The organism is SAR324 cluster bacterium (assembly GCA_029245725.1).
Taxonomy (GTDB): Bacteria; SAR324; SAR324; order SAR324; family NAC60-12; genus JCVI-SCAAA005.
Genome location: JAQWOT010000251.1, coordinates 1 through 19,820 on the forward strand (window position 1 = coordinate 1; position 19,820 = coordinate 19,820).

Sequence of the window (19,820 nt, forward strand, 5' to 3'; positions counted from 1 at the left end):
CTTTTACTTGTTTTTCTTTTCTGTGTACTGACTCCAAGGATTCTAAGGTCGGTTCAATGGTTCCAATCACTTCTGCTTGTTCAGAAGCAGTATTCACCGGCATTCTTATTCGACCCTTGGAAAGAAAAATATCAGCCCAGAGGCCATCTGATTCAACATGAAAATGAATGAACCCTTTTCCATTTAAGTGAAAATTGGTTGGTCTCACTTCGCTTAAAATTTCAGAACTTCTCAAAAAATTGAGCAGCAAAGCCAAGGTTTCAATTGTCTCTTGCTTCATTTCCCATCTCTTTGAACTCGATGATGGTTCAAGTAACCAATTTATTGAATCTTCAGACGCTCCTAGAACTCAGTCCACAGGCAGCACTGAACCGATGTTCCATTGATTATGGTTATAAAGCGGCTGCTGAATTGAAAAATCTGGGTCTTTCGGTTTGGCTCCAAGCTGATGAAGTATGTGACTGAGAGCGACCTCAGCTGCCCTTTTGGTCCCATCCTGAGCTTTCAAGGCAATCCCCAATCCCAATCCAGGGATTCCTGCGGCAAATACCCCTTCTGCTCCCGTTTTACAGACAACACTTCCCCCAAAAGCTTTCATCACTGTCGTACAGTGTCGATCTGTTCCTGCCACATAAAAGGGCTCAGTAACCATTGCAGACCGTAATTTCTCACATGCCACCTTGTGTTCTTTGGTAAGTTGATCTCCTGTAGCAAATCGGGCAAATCCTTTCGCCACTGCTTTCAAGGAGACTCCCCAGGTTGGAATGGAACAGCCGTCGATCCCCATCGGAGCATCTCTAAGATCAAGCTCCATCATATACTCAAGAATTGAGCGTATTTCTTTTTGGATCCCATGGTCCGGATGAATATATCCCTTTGAATCAAGTTGTCGCTGTCTTGCCAAAGTAAGAAAACCCGTATGCTTTCCAGAACAGTTGTTATGAAGTGGTACCGGGTAACTCCCTGCTCTCGAAAGATCATGAGCTGACTCATCGTGGCTTGGCCAATGGCTTCCACATTCCAAATCATTTACTCCGCAGCCAATACGTTCCAACCATGAGGAAACTACCCGTAAGTGAGCCGGTTCCGCACCATGAGATGAACAAGCCATCGCTAACTCTTTAGTACTCATTTGGAAGCGTTCGTCAGCTCCACTCAGGATCAGCGGGATCGCTTGCAGAGGTTTCACTGCAGAACGTGGGAAGGTGAGAAATTCAATATCGCCCCAACCTTCGACCACCTTACCTGATGAATCAGTTACGACTGCATGGACGAGATGCAGGCTTTCCCGGTATCCACCTCGCTGAACCTCAATTTTGAGTGGGTCTTTGATCAGCATATTCTTCTCTGACTTTACTTGATTGAAGTATTCAAATCGTCTGTGATTGATTGAAAATTTCTGAAATTCGTTGGTCAAATATCATCAAATCGATTTGTTTGATCCAGACAAATTGAGAAACCTCCTGTTGATTACTTTACAGAATTCTGACGCAAATAAGGTGGCAACCCCAGAAGGTTGGGAGCCAGGCGACAAGGTGATTGTCTCTCGGCCTACAACCACAGAAGCTCGAGTTAATGAAGGCTACGAATGTACAGATTGGTATTTCTGCAAAAAAGTAGCTTGAAATAGTCAGGCCCAGTAATAGTTGTTGGGCTTTTTTCATTAACTGAGTCAATCAATTCAGTAAGTTGGATTAACCACCTTCAAAGCCAAGCAAGACATTCGCTACATTCTGGCCCACCATATCCAGCGCATAGCCTCCTTCCAAAACAAAAACTGTAGGGAGATTTAGCTTAAACAACTGCTTTCCACACTTTAGATAGTCGGCTGTTTCCATACAAAAAAAACTGATTGGATCCTCTTTGTAGGTGTCTACTCCCAAAGACACGATCAATGCCTCAGATCTGAACTTTTGAATTTCATTTATCACCTCGTCTAAAGCCTGAGCCCAAGTTTCATATCTGGTTCCAGGGAGCATTGGAAAATTGAAGTTATAACCCTCTCCGTCTATCTTTCCAGTTTCATCAGCATATCCCGAATAGTAAGGGTATGAATCCTCTGGCTGTCCATGCAATGAGGCAAAGAGAACATCCCCTCGCTCATAAAAAATGTCCTGCGTCCCATTTCCATGATGGAAATCTATGTCGATGATGGCAACTTTCTCAGCACCTTGATCAATGAACAATTGGGCTACGACGGCAGTGTTGTTTAGGAAGCAATACCCTCCGAAAAGATCTTTACCTGCATGATGACCGGGAGGCCTGCACAACGCCAAGCAAGCAGCATCTCCATTTGCAACTACTTTTTGAGCTTGTTGAGCAACCATACAGGAGGCCTTGGCGGCTTCCCAAGTTCCTGCGTTAATCGAAGTGTCATTGCCAGAGCTGTAAAAACCTGCCTTACCATCTATATGCTTTGGACAACGTTGCTGCATTCTACGAACGGGAAAATTTCCCGCCATCAGATCACCTTTGAAACCAGCAGCTAGCCACTCTTGCCAGGCTGTCTCAAGAAACTGTAAATAATCTGCGGAGTGAACCTTCAGAACAGGTCCTGAATTCCATAAATCATCACACTGGATACCAGTGAAACCGGCCTCATCCAAATGATGCATGATCAAATCAATTCTTTCTGGTTTCTCAAAAGGGGTGACCATTTCCCCACGATGATACTCTGCTTGAGGGAAGTGTAGTTTATGTGAATCTGTGTAAATAAATTTCATCGATAATTTGTTTCTGAATTTTTCTCGTGCTGCAAAGACTTTCATCGAGTTGATTGGGATGCCTGCAACCGAACTGAGCGGAATCGACTTGGAGACTCACCGTAAACCTGTGTGAACAAATTTGTAAAATGAGCACAGTCTGAAAAGCCACAGTCGAAAGCGATCCGAGTGATGTTCAAATTGGTGTTCAATAAGTACCAACGCGCTCTCTTTATTCGAAGCTGCCTCCAAAACTTTGCAGGCGAAACATGCGCGTGTTTTTGAAAAGCTCTTTCCAGTTGGCGTTGGCTGCAGCCAAGCTGATTGGCTAGATCTTTGACACAAAAAGGGAAAGTGAGGTTTTTCTTCATCAATTCAATGGCATCCTTTATTCTTGGATCCTGACAATGATCCAACTCATCATATGGGTGTCGAGGAGTGTGAAGATTTTCACGATGCTGATCCACCATCATGTGAGATAATCCCTTTCTTGCCTGAGTCTCCCCAAGATGATTTATAAGGATGGTGACCGCAAGGTCAATCGCTGCGGTGCCTCCTGCGCAAGTGATTCGATTAAGATCAATCACGAAAAGTTCATCTATTACAGGAATAATATTAGGATAACTTTCAACGAACTCGTTGAGATGTCTCGGGTGAACTGCACATTTTTGATTTTTCAATAAGCCTGCTTCTGCCAATACAAAGACACCGACGCACAAGCCCACCAATGGAATTTTGAGTTCTTCTGCTTTTCTTAGAAATTCATAGGTTTGCTTAGAAATAAATCGAATGAGGTCAGTTTGTCCTCCAACAACGACAATGTAATCGAATTCAGTTGGGTCACCATACAACTCCCATGGAGGGATTGTGACTCCACAACTGGAGGGGATCGGTTCCATCGATGGACCAAGGATTTTCCACTTACAATAGACTTGTTGACTGTAGTCTGATTCATCGGCAGCGTGACGAAGTGTATCGATGAAGCCAGCTAGGGGGAGAATAGTAAAGCCCGGGACTAGTACGAAACCTATTCGCAAGTCTGGCTGGATGAGCCTTCCGTCAATGTCATGAAAATTCTGATTGTATTTTTCGAGTCCATTCATACGGATCAATTTGATTAGGGTTCAGAATGATTTTAGAAATATTTTGTACCGAAAAAATAAGATGCTTTACAGGATCTGTCGTAAATCTTCAAATTTGTGTCGCATTTTTGGTTGCTAAGCTCAGTTGAACTTCATAGGATTCCCCACCTCTTTTTCTCAGGACGAAATTAAGAATTCTGGGAAATGTTTAAACTCTTTCAAAAGGAGAGGGCATGAAGACTAGGTTTTTAAAATGGTGTTTGATGGCGGTTTCACTGTCAGTAATCCCATTAGCAAGCGCTTATGCAGCGGACTGTGTCCACAAGGTCGGTGGATTAGCTCCTCTATCAGCGCCAGGATCTGTTGTTGGTGGTGAAGCAATGCGGGATGCCATGTTGTTGGCGGAGAGAGATGTAAACGCTGCTGGCGGAGTGCTGGGCTGTGATCTCGAAGTTGTCATCACTGATACTGAAGGTTTGCCAGAAAAGGCGACCGCTATGATGGAGAAATTGATTACTCAGGATGATGTTGTAGCTGTGGGAGGCGGTTACCACAGTTCCGTAGGTGTAGCTTCCAAGGACGTGGCTAATGCTCGCGGTATTCCTGTCGTGTTTGCTGAAACCTGGAATGATACAATCACAGGAGATAAGCAGAAGTATATCTTCCGAATTGCTCCCTTGAGTTCTTGGGCATCTGGAGTGATCTGGCAATTCGCTGCCCAGGCTCCAGGTGTGAAAAAGGTTGCGATAGTTACAGAGAATACTGATTACGGAATCCCTGCTGCCAAGGAGTGTGAAGTCGGTCTAGGGTCCAAGGGAATCAGTTCTGTGACCTTTGGAGTTGATATTGGAACCCAGGATTTTGCAGGTATCGTGGAACGGGTGAAAGCTGAGAATCCAGACTATATTATTGTTTTGCTGACAGGTGAGGCTGGTTTCAATTTCACTCAGCAGGCTGCAGATGCTGGAACGGGTCCACAAGATATTATGTTTCACGCAAACCAAGCAGGTTTAGAGAGTAAGGCTTGGTGGGAAAACGTCCCGGATGGGAGATTAGCATTCATGGCCAGGATCGGAGTGCCCGAAACAATGTATTCTGCATCTGCACTCAAATTTGCTAAAGATTACAAAGCTAAGACTGGCAAGACAGGAGTAGAAAGTTTTGCACTAGAGGCTTATGACTCAATTGGTATTCTGGCCCAAGCGATCAACGAGGCAGGCTCAACCAACGGGGATGCAATTGTGAGCGCCCTTGAAAACATTTCCTATGATGGAGTCCTTGGCCAAATCTACTTCCCTTATGGTTCCAAAAAAGATCCATCAGCAGATGGCAAAGGAGACGAGTGGTGGCACCAGTGGCCAGATGTCGCGATTACAATGGTTCAATATCAAAAAGAAGGCGAACCATCCAATACGATGACCATTGTTTACCCAGAGGCCTACAAGACGGGTGAACCTGAATACGTAGATTAGTCTAATAACTGAAGGTTCAGAGCTTTTTGCTCTGGATCCCCCTCCTTTTTATCCCCACGGTACTCTGATTTATGGAATTCGCCCCAATCTTTTGGTGGACATCCCTTTGGCTGCTTGTCTGGGGGATTGTTGGGAGCTTTGGAACTAGGCGGATCTATCTCGCAAAAGATCTCGATACCTCGAATGCCGTGTTGATGGGTTCTTTAATTGGAGCGTCTCTGGGTCCCATTGGTTTGCTGTTTCTATGGCTAAAGACGCCTGAAGCCAGTAAGAGACTAATTATTCTGCCCTCCTTGCTGACCGTTGGCATTCTAATGACTGCCTTTGCCCTCGCTGATCCCCAAAATAACTGTGTTTCCAACAGTTCCTTTGTATTGTCACAAATCACAAATGGACTCATCATTGGGATCATTTATGGTTTGATGGCACTTGGACTTACCTTGATTTTCTCAATTCTTGGGGTTGTCAGTTTCTCCCATGGTGAATTTTACATGATTGGAGGAATGATCACCTACTACGTCACAGTGGTTTGGTTTCCAGGTATTTCTCCTGTAGTGGGTATTTTGATAGCGTGCTTAGCTACCTTTATTTTGGGCGCAGTGTTCGAACGTTTGTTTCTTACACCCATGTATGACGGTCGGATCGAACGACCTGTTGAATATGGTATTCTAGTGACCTTCGGGCTGGCCTTCACATTAATGTATTTTGTTCAAGCCGTCGCCGGTTCGAACCCAGTTAAGGCAAAACGGTTTTTTGATTTTCCACGAATCCGTTTTCCTTCAAAAGAAGATCCCTGGCTAATCAAGACCAGCCGAGGGAATATGGAATTATTTGACACAATTTCGATCTCTAATCCTCGCTTCATCGCTGCGGTCATTTCTATTTTAGTTCTCCTGGGCCTCTTGTACTTTCTCTATAAGACTTGGACTGGCAAAGCGCTCCGTGCAGTTAGCCAGGATCGTGAGGCCGCAGCGATTGCTGGAATCAATCCCCACCGGATGAATATGCTAGCCTTTGCGATGGGGGGGATGATTGCTGCTCTCTCTGGAGCGACACTAGTGCAAGCCTTCTCATGGTTGCCACACGTTGGTTTGATTCCAGCGATGCGATCCTTTGTAATCGTTGTGCTAGGTGGGTTGGGTTCGTTACCTGGAGCCTTTTTCGGTGGGATCATAATTGGCTTGGTAGAAGCAGCTGGGACTGGGTGTGTTCCCGATCCTCAGAAAGCCTCTTCGTACATTCCCGCTTACGGCATGATTGTCCTCACCCTCACCCTACTCTTGCGACCAACTGGGTTGATGGGGCGTCGTTTTGCCAGTGGAACGCATGGTAAGCTATGACTAGAATCCAAGTTCTCTGGTTAATCTGTTTCGGAATCGTGGGGTTCTTCCTGGCCTTCCCCTTCATTTATGGCGGTCGTGATTACGAATACATCATGCACATTTGCATTACAGGATTCTTCTACGCAATCTTGGCCTCTAGTTGGTCGATGCTTGCTGGATATGGGGGACAGTTTTCCTTTGGACACATGGGTTTCATGGGTTTGGGAGCTTATGGGACAGCTCTCTTCAGTCACTACTTTTATCTCTCACCCGAACCGACAGGGCTTTGTACTGAGTTCGCTTTTGGAGATCAGTATTTCATCATCAAGAATCCAGTTGGAGTCACCTCCAGTACACTAACCCAAGACTGCCTTACCAAGGCGATGGAGAATTGGAATGGTACTGTGGAAGTCACACCCATGCCAATTGTTTTGGGAATTCTAATCGGTGCTTCTCTGGGTGCCCTTTTCGGATTTTTGATTGGAATGCTGGTACTTCGTCTTCGAGCAGCTTACCTGGCATTGTTCACCCTTGGCTTCTCTGAAATCCTCAGGGCTACGATCAGCGCAGAAATTGACATCACCCGTGGGCAAGCGGGTATCGAGCTGCCTCACTTGTTTGAAAATGGGGTGGTCTTGTTTGGGTATGAATTTACAAAGACAGATAAGATCCCTCCCTACTTTGTAATGTTCTTCTTGCTGCTTGCTTGTCTAGCCATCCTAGCCTGGCTTGCACAGTCCAGATTTGGACTGTTTATACGTGCTTTGCGGGAGGATGAAGATGCAGCAGCTGCGCTTGGAATCAATATTGTGCGCTACAAGGTCCTAGTCTTCGTGATTACCTGCACAATGGCGGCTTTGGCAGGAGCCGTTCAAGCACACTACATAGGAATCATTACCCCAAACAATCTGATGATTATGCAGATGAGCCTTGTCGTTGCAATGGCAGTCATTGGGGGCTTGGAAAACTTTGCGGCAGCAGCCATTGGAGCGATTATCATTGAATTTATCCTGGAACTTCTGCGCAATAGCTTTGTGATTGGTGGTGTTGAGGTTGATATGACGATTTGGCGTCTTGTTTTCTTCGGAGTGCTGCTTATGGTCACACTCCGATTCTATCGTAATGGATTGATCACCCCAATCATCGAGTTTTTCACTCGGGCGCATGTGGCAGCTGAGACCGTGGCCAAACGTACCAGCGAACCCTCCAGTAATCCAACAGCCTGATTATGGAACTCTCCGTCCGCAACCTGAACAAACGCTTTGGTGGGAATCATGTGCTCAAGGGGCTTTCATTTGAAGTCAGGGGGCCAGAGTTGATTGGTCTGATTGGTCCAAATGGAGCCGGGAAAACTACGCTGACTAACATTCTTGATGGGGCAATTACTCCCAACAGTGGCACGGTCTACCTGAATGGTAAAAGAATCGACCAGTTGCCTCCTTTTGAAGTAGCCCGGGCGGGGTTGGGTCGGACTTTTCAGGTAACTCGCTCTTTCCGTAGAATGACAGTGCTGGAGAACCTTTTTGTTCCTGCTTTGGCCAAAGACCTTACGGTCAGCAAGGAGCAGGTGCTTCCCAAAGCTATGGAAGTCCTCGAATTTTTGACGATTGATCACTTACGCAATGAGTATGCTCAAGCTCTTTCTGGAGGACAGCAAAAATTGTTGGAGCTCGGCAGGTTGCTGATGTTGGATCCTGATATCATTATTTTGGATGAGCCCTTCGCCGGTGTTCACCCAAAGTTGATGGAGATTATCTATGGATATATCCGACGGGTTAATGATGCAGGAAAAGCGATTATTCTGATTAGCCATCAAATGGAATCAATCTTCACTCTTTGCGGTAGACTGCTGGTGCTAAATTTTGGTGAACTAATCGCAGATGGACTCCCAGCTGATGTTAAGAAAGATCCTGCTGTGATTGAGGCCTACTTGGGGAGTGATGAACAGGAACAGCCCCCAGAGGAGCCAACTCCATCCTGTGAAAACAAGACATGAGTACAACAGATTCAACAGCTGGAGTACTGGAACTCAGAGGCTTGGATGTGGGGTATTACAAGGACCTCAACATCTTGCAGGATCTGAATGTGAAAGCGAGGAAGAAACAGATCACCACGATCCTTGGTGCTAATGGTGTTGGTAAATCCACAGCCCTCAAAGCTGCATTTGGGTTTCTCAAGCCCAACCGAGGTGATGTCGTTTTAGAAAACGAAAGTCTCCTCAATATTCCCACACACGAGCGGATTCTCAAGGGTCTCGCCTATATCCCACAGCAACCTGGTGTCTTCAAAGACATGACCGTAGAGGAGAATCTTCAACTCGGGGGTTGGACCTTCCGCAAAGACAAGCAGCAAGTTCGTGACAAGATTGAAGCCAATTATGAACGCTTCCCAGTATTGTGTGAGAAGCGAAAGCAGATTACAGGGGAACTCTCGGGTGGTCAGCAAAGAATGGTTGAGATTAGTCGTACATTGATGGCGGAACCAAAGGTACTGCTCGTAGATGAGCCCACCGCAGGACTTTCGAAGATGCTGGCGGAAGAGGTCTATGAAATGTTAAAGATGCTCGTCACGGTTGATGAATTGACGATTCTCCTGGTTGATCAGGAGATTCGGCAAGCCCTGAAAATAGCAGATTATGTCTATGTGCTGGAACTGGGTAGAAATAAATTTGAAGGACCTGCTCAACAATTTACTGACCTCGAAAAAGCCTTCTGGGTTGGGGGGTGATTTTCTTCTTTTAAGAATCCTGTTGTAAAAAATGACGATGCCTTCCAAGTTGCAAAACTCCCACCTCTTCTACCAGACTAGAAACCATAAACCTCGAGTTTCTCACTCCAAAGGCGTTTACCTTTGGGATCAGCAGGGAAACAAATATCTGGATGCTTCTTCAGGGGCAATGGTCTCCAATATTGGGCACAGCCATCCCAAGGTAATTTCAGCCATCCAAAAACAACTGAATCAGGCAGCATTCGCTTATCGTCTGCATTTTGAAAATGATGCAGCCGAAGAGTTTGCTGAAGATCTCTCTAGGGTTATGCCTGTTGGTCTGAATCGGGTTTTTTTCGCTTCAGGTGGTTCTGAGACGGTTGAATCCTGCCTCAAACTTGCCAGACAGTTTGCTATTTCACGTGGTGAATCCTCTCGATATAAAGTGATTTCACTACACCCCTCTTATCATGGTTGTACGCTTGGATTACTCGGAGTCACTCAGTATGGACCCCTGAATGATCCATTTGATTCCATGTATTTAGAGATGCCAAAGATTGCTGCACCCACAGCATATCGGGATCAGGATTCACTGAGTATGGATCAGCGTGGAGAACGTTATGCGGATCTGCTCGAAAAAGAGATTTTCAACCAGGGGCCAGAAACGGTATTGGCCTTCTTGGCAGAGCCTATCGGGGGGGCTTCAACCGGAGCTTTGGTAGCCCCATGGTCTTACTATCCGAAGGTCAGAAAGATCTGTGACCGCAATGGAGTTTTGTTGATTGCCGATGAGGTGCTCAGTGGTGCTGGTCGCACTGGAGGATATCTGGCACTCAATCATTGGGGCGTTCAAGCAGATATTGTTGCTTTGGCCAAGGGGCTTGCGGCGGGTTACAGTCCCTTGGGAGCAGTTGTCACTAGAAAAGAGTTGGTGGAGTCTGTTTTGGATGATGGTGGCTTTATGCACGGTTATACCTATGCCGGAAACCCGATGGCTTGTGCGGCCGGGAAAGCAGTGCTTGAGGTACTGTTGGAAGAGGGTCTAATGCAGCGAGCTCAAGAACAGGGTGCCAAGCTTCGAGTTGGTTTAGAGGAGTTACAGCAGCAATTTGAATTTATCGGAGATGTTCGTGGTAAGGGGCTTTTGCTCGCATTTGAACTGGTCTTGAACCGCGAAACTTGGGAGGTACTCCCTCCAGTATGGAATGCACACTCACGAATAGTTGAACTGGCTTACAAGGAAAAACTGATCCTCTACTCTCGACGAACGAGAGGTGGATATTCTGGAGATCACTTAATGGTGTGTCCTCCACTCTGCATCACTGATGGCGAATTGGATGAATTGTTGTCAAAACTAAGGCGAACCTTGATCAAGTTTGCCAATGAGCACAAACTCCCCACCAATTTGAAGTCCCCCTCTTCTATTCTAAATTTAGCCGATTGATGAAATCTACGGAGAAACAAAAGGCACTCATCCTAGCGCCTCATACCTTCAACTTTGAGCAAGCCAAGACGGCCTTCGGCTTAATTCGAGGAACAGACCGATTTGAGATAGTGGGGGTGATTGATCCTGAGAAATCAGGCCAGGATGCAGGAGTGATCGTGGATGGGAATATTCGTGGTATGCCCGTCTTTGCCTCTTCAAAACATGCTTTTGAGCAGTTGAGTGAATCCCCTGAGGTGGCCATTGTTGGTATCACTCCCTCTGGAGGGAGGTTGGTCCCAGAATTGTTGAGTTTTATTGAGGAAGCTATCGAAGAAGGACTAGACATCGTCAGTGGCCTGCACGAATTTTTGGAGGAGAAGACACATCTGGTTGAAAGGGCTCGACGAAGGGGAGTGAAGTTACATGACATCCGCAAACCTCGATCAAAGATGGATCTGCACTTCTGGTCTGGTGAAATCACTAAAGTTAGGGCTCCACGGATTGTGGTCATGGGAACGGACTGTGCCGTGGGCAAAAGAACGACCACACGTTGGCTGTTGGAGGCCTGTAATCAATCGGGCATCAAGACAGAGATGATTTTCACAGGGCAAACTGGATGGATGCAGTCTGGACATAATTACGGTCTTCTATTCGATTCGACTCCCAATGATTTTGTCTCTGGAGAATTAGAAGACGCTATTGTTAGGTGTGATCGGGATCGCTCACCAGATTTAATTCTACTGGAGGGGCAATCTTCTTTGAGAAATCCATCTGGTCCCTGTGGGTCAGAGTTCCTTTGCTCCGCTATGGCCAAAGGAGTGATCATGCAGCATGTGCCTGGACGGAAAACTATGCATTTCACCAACACAAGCCTACCAATGCCAGATATTCAGGGTGATTTGGAATTGATTAAAGTTTATGGAGCTAGGACTCTCGCTTTGACACTTAGTTCGGAGGGTCTTGACTCAGCAGAGTTGGAAGATATTAGAATTGCTCATCAGGCAAGTCTGGGACTTCCTGTGTTTTTGCCCAAGGAAAATGGTGTAGAAGAAATCGTTGCTATAATAAGCCAATTTTTAATGTAAAGCGATAGTAATAAAACATAGGTAGCTCACTGCTAAAAATCAGAAAGACTGATTTTGAACACCATAAAAAAATTGTAAAAACTATAAATTAGTATTGACTAATATTTAATAAAAGTTCAGACTAATAATATTCTTTAATAAATTTAAGAAATATTATCTGACGTAGGTATCTGGATATCTACCAATCAGTTGATCAAGGGATTAATGCTTTGGTTTCAAAAGCTTTTTCAATTTGGGGTTTTACAATTCTAGCTCCCATACCTTTAAGTTTTTTAGGAACAGATAGTAATGGAGTTAGACAATCCAGTTGTAGCCTCCAAAGTTTTTCGGGGGTCTGTTGGAAATTAATCTAGTCAATTAGTTAGCCCGAATATGCACAAGCAATCTACTCTATAATTTTAAAATATGAATCAGTAAGCTCATAAGTTGACTTATTGGTCAGATAAAATTGAAGGGTAACATTAGCTTTGTTGATTATTTGTCAGAAGTTCTATCAAAACTACTTGGCCGAATGTTGTAGCCTCCAGAGTTCTACAGGAGTCTGTTGGATAGTCTAGTAGAGTAGTTATGTTGCATAGTTGTCCAAACAACAGCCCCTAAGAACAAGAGAATTTCGAACAGACTCCCGAAGAAAGAGCGGTTTTTCCGTAGCTACAACCAGACTAAGTTCTTCAAGAACTACGTTATTTTCGTGATCATACCTGCGGGTGCGTGCCAGCCCGTAGCCCTATGGCCACTGTGTTAAACAGAGACTTTGGAGGGTGCTCAGTGCGCGTGGCGTGACAAGCGATAATAACATTGTCGAGGCAAACTTTACGTGAGGGTATTGCTTCTCCGGAAGTCAGTACCTGATCGCTAGCTTCAAGGCTAATCACATGTCCAGAGTTTTTGTTGTCGACAAAGAACGTCGTCCGCTAGCCCCCTGCACACCCAGAAGAGCTCACTTGCTCTTATCGGATTGTAAAGCTTCAGTATTGCGACGATACCCATTCACTATCATTCTCAAGGAATCCCACGTAACAGCCACTCCACGACCTCTTAGGCTTAAAATCTACCCTGCGAGTAAAACGACAGGTTTGGCCGTCATAAATGGGTCAACTGCCGAAGTGATCTGGGCCGCTGAAATTAAACACCGCAGTCAACTGATCAAAAAAGCATTGGATACCCGGCGATCTCTACGCAGTGGCCGACGCAATCGCAAAACACGCTATCGACCTGCGCGATGGCTCAATCGAACGCGCAAGCCCCCTGTCTTTTTTGATGCAGAGGGGATCGCTGTCACAGGTAAGTGGTTGCCCCCCTCACTTCAACATCGGGTTGAAGTAGTAATGACCTGGGTAAACCGTCTCCGGCGCTATCTGCCGATCACAGCGATTTCTCAGGAGATGATGCGCTTTGATACGCAAAAGCTACAGAATCTGGAGATCAATGGTGTTGAGTATCAGCAGGGTACTCTGCATGGTTATGAAGTGCGTGAGTATCTTCTAGAAAAGTGGTCACGAGAGTGTGCCTACTGTGGGGCCAGAGAAATACGTCTGGAGATAAATCATATCGTTCCTCGGAGCCGTGGGGGTAGTGATCGGGTCAATAATTTGATGCTAGCTTGTAGATCTTGCCGAGAGCGGAGAGGAGCCACAAATTTGGAAGAATTTCTCTCAACAAAGGCCAAGTTACTAAAGAAACTCCAAAGTCAGGCCAAAGCTCCTTTAAAAGACGTCGCAGCGATAAACTTGACACGCCTAGCACTACTGGAACGCTTGAAGGCTACAGGACTGCCTGTGGAAGTTTCTAGTGGAGGAGAAACAAAGTTCAATCGGAACCAGCAACGAATTCCAAGATCCCATTGGCTCAATGCAGCCTGTATTGGAGCTAGTACGCCGAATAATATAAAATGGGAGCAGGTACAGCCGTTGGCAATCAAGGCAATGGGCCACGGGAAGTGAAAAATGGTAAATGTTGATGCATTCGGATTCCCAAGGGGAAAACCAAAGGGGATTCCAATTCACCCATTTCGCACAGGTGATGTTGTACGGGCTACGATACCTAAGGGTAAGTACGCTGGTGAATATGAGGAAAGGATATCATCAATCAAGACCTCGGAGACAAGGGTAGGGATTCCAGAAAAAAATGGTCAAGGAACAATCTATTTTCAGACCAAATTCATCACCACGAAGATCTTTAATTCTGATGGTTATGACTATCAATTTATTACAAATGAATAGCTACTTTAAAAATAAAAAAATATAATAGAATGTTTTGAATATTAAAAAGCAAAAAATATTATATAAAAGTTGGTTTTATTCCATTTATAAAAATTGAATTAAAGAAGACTATTTAGAAAATCTTTCAGATAAATTTTTATAATTCTTTTCCTTATTACAAAGTACCAATCTAAGAAAAATAAGTCTTCATTATTGAGTCTAAAAGGAAAAGTGCTTGGTAATGCAGGCGTGACTCCTCTGAAATTTTCAGTCACATTTCTTCCAGCCTGTAAAGCAATACTTTTTTTAAGTTGAATTAAAAAAATACGCTGCCAAGCTCATTTTTCATCTAGAAATGACAGAATTATTCTTAAAAAATCAAATATTCTTATAAAAGAATATAATCATGAATGAAATTATTCAATTTTTGCAGGGGCGCAGATCGATAACTGCAAAAAAAATGGAAACGGGAAAAGTAGCAGATGAACACATTACTAATATTATCAAGTGTGGACTCCGGGTTCCTGATCATGGAGCATTAAATCCATGGAAAATAACGATAGTAAAAGGAATATACCGGAAGATATTTGGAGAACAAATTTTACTACCAGAACACCTTAAAACTCATAAGAATTCTGATCCCAATTTGGCCGAATTAGAAAAAAAATAGATTCACGAGGGCTTCTGTAATTTTGATAGTTATATCAACACCAGTTAAAGACACAAAAATACCGACATGGGAAATGCAGCTATCTGCTGGGGCTGTTTGTCAAAATCTTTTGATAGCTGCTCAGTCTTATTCTTATGCTGCTCAATGGTTAACTGAGTGGTATTCAGACAATGATAACGTTCTATGTGCATTGGGGGGGGTGACCCCGGAAAAGATAAGATTGCAGGCTGTATTTACATTGGTACAAAGCAAACTGCACCCACCGAGAGGAAAAGACCGTTATATGATGAGTTGGTTTCAGAATTTGAGTAGAAGAATATAATTATAAAAAAACTTGATTAAATAATTTTAATTGAGTTTTTTGCCATCCTCAAATTGATCTAGTTTCTATGGAAATAACCTTCGTACTGCCCACCAAACCAAATTGAACCGTCAACCGCGTCAGAGATATGACGGATTGAAAGCTGCTGAAGTGACTTAGGCATTAAAGCTTGATCGGTGACTTCCCCTGACAATACATTCAAATAAGTTAAGGATGGAGACATGCTCGCCAAATTAAGCTTTTGACCTGGAAAATCTGGATGCGTGGGGATACCACCATTGGCAACTACAATGGTATTTTTATCACTTTTTAAAAGGATTTGATGGGGTCCAATTCCCTTGGTTTCAAACTCACCAATGCGGTTATAAGCGTTACCAACATTGTAAATTCCAATTACTCCAAGATCATTTTCGAAGTCGTTTTCGCTGGCAAAGAGTAGTCTCCCATCTTCTGAAAAAAAACCATGGCCTTAGAAGTGACGATTTGCCGGAGTTTCAAAAGCAAATACCTGCTTTTGAAGGTGAAGATCCATCACTACGGCAAAGCGGCCTGGACGACGTGTGAAAATAACCCCAGTTTTTCGGTCAGGGCTGATCGCTGTGTCATGACCCCTGCCAGGAAGAATTTCTTGAAATTTGATGGCCCCACCTTCGTCGACAGCAACTACTGCATGATTGCCGTCAGCTTGTTTCTGAGAACTGACGAATAAGAATGGTTGTTCTTCGTGAGTTTGATGGTACCCAGCAAAAGGTAAAGCAAAGCCAGCTGCTGCAGTTAAAAAGGATCGCCTATTAATAGTATCAATCACCATCAAGTGAATTAAATCCCAACATTAGCCCAAGTGCCCTGAATTAAGATGTTTGTACTATTTGGATTGCTCTTACGAGTGAGTCATTTGAACGAGACAAAACTTTATGTCTATGATCAGATTTTACTATATCAATCCACGGGCTACTAATCGTTTTCAACTCTTCTTTCACCCGGCTCAATTCGAACTTGAAAGATTCTTGTGCGTTACCCGCTTTTTTCGCCACAAGCTCAGAGATGCCACTACTAAGCACCCTCTCTACAGCACCGATGTTGACTGCCAAAGTAGTAGCAGTCAAATCAGACCGCCAGAATGGCGCTCGCTTTGGTTTAGGCTTTCCAGGTAACTTGCCAATTGAAACTGCGATTTTCAGTTCACCAACGATTTGCAATTGTGTTGCGGCTACTTTGATCAATTCTTGGACTACTTCACCAGGAGAATTGTAAAGAGAATTTGCCTGGCCAGCATTTATTATTTCAGCTGCATATCCCGCCTCACCCTGCCAGCTATCTGAAAGTGAATTGGCATTTATTGCGATCACACCAGCAATTGATCTTAGGTAGTTACATCGATGGGCATTGCCAGTGAATAGTGTTTCTGAATCAATACCGAAGAGTATGAACTTCAAGGCCAATAAGCCTTGAACTGCAACACTTTTTTTTGCAAGTGTCTCAATGTTTAATAGCGTTGGATCTTGCGAATCAAGTCCCTTTCGAACTTGGCGAAGAGGACGACCTCTGGGGTCTGGCCAATAGAAAAGCTTTTCAAATCGATTAGCCTCAAGGACTGGACCAAAACGATACATTTCAATTTTGGACCAATGTAATACTAGACTCTCAAAGCTTATGCGGACTGTTTCAAGATGCTCCCTAGAAGGATAATCACAAAGAATGTTGACTGGCTCTTTCAGCTCCAAGGATGCATCTGCAAACGCTTGATGGGCTGGCAGAATAACATCCTCAAGCTTTGTCTTCAGCATGTGAGCAAAATCTAATTCCTCTGCTGCTTCGGCTGTTGAGGTGGCAAGCGTTAAGACGAGGTATCCGATTACAAATTGCATTTAAAATATGACTCCTACAGGCTTTCTAGAAAGGAAATTAGAGCCTGTCGTTCGGCAGGTTTCATACTAATAACTTTGTCCCGTGCTTTCTTTGCCTCACCTCCATGCCACAAAATAGCCTCAAGCAAATTACGCGCACGGCCGTCATGTAAAAAATATGTATGACCGCTGACCTCTTCGGTCAGCCCAATGCCCCAAAGTGGCGCCGTACGCCATTCTCTTCCACTTGCTTCACCCACCGTCTGGCCATCTGCTAAACCTTCACCCATATCGTGAAGTAAGAGATCGGTATAAGGCCAGATCAACTGGAAGCGATGCTCAGGCTGTTTAGCTTCTTGACTTGTGACATAGTTAGCTCTGTGGCAGGCAGCACAGCCCGTCTCATGAAATAGCTGCTTACCAGCAAGCACTTCAGGTGCATCCACATTTCGACGAGCTGGTACAGCCAGGTTCTTGGCATAAAATACTACTAAGTCTAATATGGGGTCTGGAGCTTCTGTGTCTCCCAAATGCAATTGAATGCCATTAGGCATAGAAGTGCATGACCCTTGGTTTTGGGTACAATCACCATATGAATTTTTTATTTCGGGGTTAGATATCCCAATATCACCCACAAATGCCCCAGCAGATTGAGCCCTTACCGTGGCATCAGTTGCCTTCCAGCCAAAGCGCCCGAGCACCAATTTACCTGTTTTGGTATCTCGCACTATTTGTGGCTTGCCGGATATACCATCTCCATTTTTGTCATCTGGATCAGCAAGCGCCAAGATGTCAGCCTGGTGTATAGCCTCCATCAGTCCCAGCCCAATCATGGGTGTTGCAACCCGAGGTGAAACCTGAACATCTTCTGCCATGGGCCCGTAACCAAGAGCAGCGACAGCATAGCTGGGTCTTCGGAGCATTACAGTTTCGTCGCCATTTAAGGCAACTGGAAATTCTTGATAGTCGACGACCATTTGACCTTCTGCTGGTAAACCTGGCACACCAAAATCCTGCAATTGATTCCCGTAAGTTGGCTCCGGAATGCTGAGGAGGGTTTTGTCGACAAGTGCCAGCAACTGCTTATCTGTTCTTGGTGGAACTGAAAGACGCAAAAACATCGAAGTTGCTTGATCATTAGGTCCAGAGGGTGGGTGACCTCGTCCGTCTTTGAGGTGGCAGCGCTTGCATGAGCGGGCATTAAACAACGGCCCCAAACCGTCAGAAGCGTGGGTTGAAGAGGGAGAGCTAACCCAGACTTTTTTGAAGAGACCGTTGCCAACAAAGAAGTCTTGTTTGCCTTTGCCTTTCAAATTAGCGCTTGGATGGGAAAACGCGTTTCCATTGGGTAAGGCCCTGGAAGTGGAGGCTCCGGCTGAATTGGCTTCAAATGCCATCGGTTTGGAGAAATCTGTTGGAAGCGCCGTAACAGCAGCAGCACGAACCTTCTCTTGAGTTGTCAGGTCATTGCGATATTGCAGGAAACCATGATCTCCGGCGATTGCCGAATCAAAGACCAAAAAACAGAGTAGAGCAGGCAAGGATCTCATTTCATTCCAACAGACTGAATCAGATACGAGGGAGAGGCCTTGCAGCAAAGGTATTCGTGCTGAAAAGCCCCCTAGCAGAGTTCTTATTGGAAAACTGCGTTGGGATTGTCCAGACTATTGGAGCCTTCAATCTCAATAGTACCAAGGCCAAGTGCTGCAAAAGCTCGCTCAATTGGGCGAGTTTGCGCGATAAGAGAATCGATTGCGGCCTGAACAACCGCATTCCCGGCTGTATTTCCCTCTCCAATCATCTGGTCATAGGCTTCGATACTTTCAGCACGTGCTTTCATGACTGCCATTGCCGTCATGGTTTCATTCAGCTTTGCAGTCAAGTCAGCATGAAGATTGGCATCAACTTCTGCGACAAGGTCTCCGATAGAGGGCCCTTCGACGACGGAGCCATCGAACCGCTTGTAGTGTCCTGAATAGACATTGCGGATACCGACTTGGTCAAAATAGTGGCTATTGTGGGTGTTATCAGCAAAGCAATCATGCTCTTCTTCAGGGTCGTTTAGCAGAAGCCCAAGCTTCATCCGCTCACCTGCAAGCTCACCATAAGACAAAGAACCCATGCCGATTAGGATAGTTCTGAGACCAGCCTGTTCATCTTGCATCAGAGCAGCTCGTGCTGCTCCTGAATCATCCCAATTACCGACCATCTCTTCGAGATCAAATAGTAGCAACTCAGATGCAGCTTTCAGGTATTCAGCCCGCCGCTCACAGTTTTCTCCAGTACAATTGATTGTATCAAAATCTGTCGCCGGACGCTTGCCCTCGCCCATGCCAGTGCCATTTAAATCCTGACCCCACAATAAAAATTCAATTGCATGATAACCCGTTGCAACATTGGCTTCGACTTCTTCAGCTTCATGCAGTGTGTCAGAGAGTAAAGTTGGTGTGATAGCTGAGGCATCAACAGTTTTTCCGTTGACTGTCAGTAATGTGTTGGCAATTACATTGACAGTGTAGAGTGAATTTTCATCACTCTCTGATCCGTAAGATGAATTCACGTAGTCAATAAGGCCTTCATCAAGGGGCCAAGCGTTAACTCGGCCCTCCCAATCATCCACGATTACATTTCCAAAACGATAGACCTCAGTTTGCTGGTAAGGCACCCTTGCTTCAACCCATGCTGACTTAGCAGCATTCAGTGTTGCTTCGCTTGGGTTGTCTATTAAATTGCTAATTGCGCTATCTAAAGCCTTAGCAGTGCTCAATGAATCTTGGAATTTTGCCAGAGCAATGTTGGCATAGGTTTCCAACACGTCTTTAGAAGTTGTAGTAACTGCAGCAACAGAAAATGGGGACAACATGGTCATCAGAACAGTAGTGACTGCTGCGAGACAAATCAGTTTTAGTTTCCTAAGCATGGTTTTACCTTAAGTTTGAGGATTGAAAATATCATATATTGATCAAGCCAATTTCATTGCAACAT

At 44.9% G+C, this 19,820-nt stretch carries 16 protein-coding genes and 3 pseudogenes; 11 read left to right on the top strand and 8 right to left on the bottom strand.

Features of this window, described 5'->3' with window-relative positions; genetic code table 11:
• Together P8O70_14045 and P8O70_14050 are read right to left on the bottom strand one after the other, a co-directional pair.
• The coding region (locus P8O70_14045; GenBank protein ID MDG2197979.1) for a hypothetical protein at window positions 1–280 on the bottom strand (280 nt) is incomplete at its 3' end.
• Window positions 281–349: 69 nt separating this feature from the next.
• A complete protein-coding gene (locus P8O70_14050) occupies window positions 350–1,339 on the bottom strand; it encodes an asparaginase (protein ID MDG2197980.1) in 990 nt (329 codons plus the stop codon).
• A gap of 112 nt (window positions 1,340–1,451) precedes the next feature.
• On the opposite strand from P8O70_14050, the pseudogene P8O70_14055 reads away from it, so the two are divergent.
• Window positions 1,452–1,625 (top strand): annotated as a pseudogene (locus tag P8O70_14055) (hypothetical protein).
• 69 nt (window positions 1,626–1,694) lie between these two features.
• Here P8O70_14055 and P8O70_14060 read toward each other — a convergent pair.
• Window positions 1,695–2,723, bottom strand: coding sequence for a histone deacetylase family protein (locus tag P8O70_14060; protein ID MDG2197981.1), 1,029 nt, complete (start codon window positions 2,721–2,723; stop codon window positions 1,695–1,697).
• Between the two features lie 41 nt (window positions 2,724–2,764).
• Window positions 2,765–3,805: a GlxA family transcriptional regulator gene (locus tag P8O70_14065; protein ID MDG2197982.1), complete on the bottom strand. Its 1,041-nt coding sequence runs from the start codon at window positions 3,803–3,805 to the stop codon at window positions 2,765–2,767.
• 212 nt (window positions 3,806–4,017) lie between these two features.
• Here P8O70_14065 and P8O70_14070 point away from each other — a divergent pair, with 212 nt between their 5' ends.
• The 10 genes and pseudogenes from P8O70_14070 to P8O70_14115 all read left to right on the top strand — a co-directional run bounded on the left by P8O70_14070 (window position 4,018) and on the right by P8O70_14115 (window position 14,988).
• Window positions 4,018–5,256 carry an ABC transporter substrate-binding protein gene (locus P8O70_14070; GenBank protein MDG2197983.1) on the top strand — a complete coding sequence of 413 codons (1,239 nt, stop codon included), beginning with the start codon at window positions 4,018–4,020 and terminating at the stop codon, window positions 5,254–5,256.
• Window positions 5,257–5,327: 71 nt separating this feature from the next.
• Window positions 5,328–6,596, top strand: a complete 1,269-nt coding sequence (locus tag P8O70_14075; protein MDG2197984.1) for a branched-chain amino acid ABC transporter permease — start codon at window positions 5,328–5,330, stop codon at window positions 6,594–6,596.
• On the top strand, window positions 6,593–7,804 hold the full coding sequence (locus tag P8O70_14080) for a branched-chain amino acid ABC transporter permease (protein MDG2197985.1): 1,212 nt from the start codon (window positions 6,593–6,595) through the stop codon (window positions 7,802–7,804). The genes P8O70_14075 and P8O70_14080 overlap by 4 nt, the downstream gene beginning before the upstream one ends.
• Before the next feature lie 2 nt (window positions 7,805–7,806).
• Window positions 7,807–8,574, top strand: a complete 768-nt coding sequence (locus P8O70_14085; protein ID MDG2197986.1) for an ABC transporter ATP-binding protein — start codon at window positions 7,807–7,809, stop codon at window positions 8,572–8,574.
• Entirely contained in the window at window positions 8,571–9,305 is a 735-nt protein-coding gene (locus P8O70_14090; GenBank protein MDG2197987.1) for an ABC transporter ATP-binding protein, read from the top strand. Before P8O70_14085 ends, P8O70_14090 begins: the two co-directional genes overlap by 4 nt.
• Before the next feature lie 37 nt (window positions 9,306–9,342).
• Window positions 9,343–10,728: an aspartate aminotransferase family protein gene (locus tag P8O70_14095; protein MDG2197988.1), complete on the top strand. Its 1,386-nt coding sequence runs from the start codon at window positions 9,343–9,345 to the stop codon at window positions 10,726–10,728.
• Window positions 10,728–11,795, top strand: coding sequence for a DUF1611 domain-containing protein (locus P8O70_14100; protein ID MDG2197989.1), 1,068 nt, complete (start codon window positions 10,728–10,730; stop codon window positions 11,793–11,795). The genes P8O70_14095 and P8O70_14100 overlap by 1 nt, the downstream gene beginning before the upstream one ends.
• An 875-nt stretch (window positions 11,796–12,670) precedes the next feature.
• Window positions 12,671–14,017: pseudogene (gene iscB / locus P8O70_14105) on the top strand (RNA-guided endonuclease IscB).
• Window positions 14,018–14,402: 385 nt separating this feature from the next.
• Window positions 14,403–14,666, top strand: coding sequence for a nitroreductase family protein (locus P8O70_14110; protein MDG2197990.1), 264 nt, complete (start codon window positions 14,403–14,405; stop codon window positions 14,664–14,666).
• Window positions 14,667–14,688: 22 nt separating this feature from the next.
• Window positions 14,689–14,988 (top strand): nitroreductase family protein, encoded by a 300-nt coding sequence (locus P8O70_14115; protein ID MDG2197991.1) that lies wholly within the window; start codon window positions 14,689–14,691, stop codon window positions 14,986–14,988.
• Between the two features lie 58 nt (window positions 14,989–15,046).
• Here P8O70_14115 and P8O70_14120 read toward each other — a convergent pair.
• The 4 genes and pseudogenes from P8O70_14120 to P8O70_14135 form a co-directional block, all read right to left on the bottom strand.
• Window positions 15,047–15,799, bottom strand: a pseudogene (locus P8O70_14120) (DUF1513 domain-containing protein).
• Window positions 15,800–15,839: 40 nt separating this feature from the next.
• Window positions 15,840–16,856, bottom strand: a complete 1,017-nt coding sequence (locus P8O70_14125; protein MDG2197992.1) for an imelysin family protein — start codon at window positions 16,854–16,856, stop codon at window positions 15,840–15,842.
• 14 nt (window positions 16,857–16,870) lie between these two features.
• Window positions 16,871–18,385 carry a di-heme oxidoredictase family protein gene (locus P8O70_14130; GenBank protein MDG2197993.1) on the bottom strand — a complete coding sequence of 505 codons (1,515 nt, stop codon included), beginning with the start codon at window positions 18,383–18,385 and terminating at the stop codon, window positions 16,871–16,873.
• Between the two features lie 83 nt (window positions 18,386–18,468).
• Complete coding sequence (locus tag P8O70_14135) at window positions 18,469–19,704, bottom strand: imelysin family protein (protein ID MDG2197994.1); 1,236 nt, start codon at window positions 19,702–19,704, stop codon at window positions 18,469–18,471.
• Window positions 19,705–19,820: the final 116 nt, after the last annotated feature.

Coding starts and splice junctions, on each gene's coding strand:
- P8O70_14065 (MDG2197982.1), bottom strand. CDS start 3,805: ATGAATGGACTCGAAAAATACAATCAGAATTTTCATGACATTGACGGA.
- P8O70_14130 (MDG2197993.1), bottom strand. CDS start 18,385: ATGAGATCCTTGCCTGCTCTACTCTGTTTTTTGGTCTTTGATTCGGCA.
- P8O70_14050 (MDG2197980.1), bottom strand. CDS start 1,339: ATGCTGATCAAAGACCCACTCAAAATTGAGGTTCAGCGAGGTGGATAC.
- P8O70_14090 (MDG2197987.1), top strand. CDS start 8,571: ATGAGTACAACAGATTCAACAGCTGGAGTACTGGAACTCAGAGGCTTG.
- P8O70_14080 (MDG2197985.1), top strand. CDS start 6,593: ATGACTAGAATCCAAGTTCTCTGGTTAATCTGTTTCGGAATCGTGGGG.
- P8O70_14075 (MDG2197984.1), top strand. CDS start 5,328: ATGGAATTCGCCCCAATCTTTTGGTGGACATCCCTTTGGCTGCTTGTC.
- P8O70_14135 (MDG2197994.1), bottom strand. CDS start 19,704: ATGACCATGTTGTCCCCATTTTCTGTTGCTGCAGTTACTACAACTTCT.
- P8O70_14095 (MDG2197988.1), top strand. CDS start 9,343: ATGCCTTCCAAGTTGCAAAACTCCCACCTCTTCTACCAGACTAGAAAC.
- P8O70_14125 (MDG2197992.1), bottom strand. CDS start 16,856: ATGCAATTTGTAATCGGATACCTCGTCTTAACGCTTGCCACCTCAACA.
- P8O70_14110 (MDG2197990.1), top strand. CDS start 14,403: ATGAATGAAATTATTCAATTTTTGCAGGGGCGCAGATCGATAACTGCA.
- P8O70_14060 (MDG2197981.1), bottom strand. CDS start 2,723: ATGAAATTTATTTACACAGATTCACATAAACTACACTTCCCTCAAGCA.
- P8O70_14100 (MDG2197989.1), top strand. CDS start 10,728: ATGAAATCTACGGAGAAACAAAAGGCACTCATCCTAGCGCCTCATACC.
- P8O70_14085 (MDG2197986.1), top strand. CDS start 7,807: ATGGAACTCTCCGTCCGCAACCTGAACAAACGCTTTGGTGGGAATCAT.
- P8O70_14070 (MDG2197983.1), top strand. CDS start 4,018: ATGAAGACTAGGTTTTTAAAATGGTGTTTGATGGCGGTTTCACTGTCA.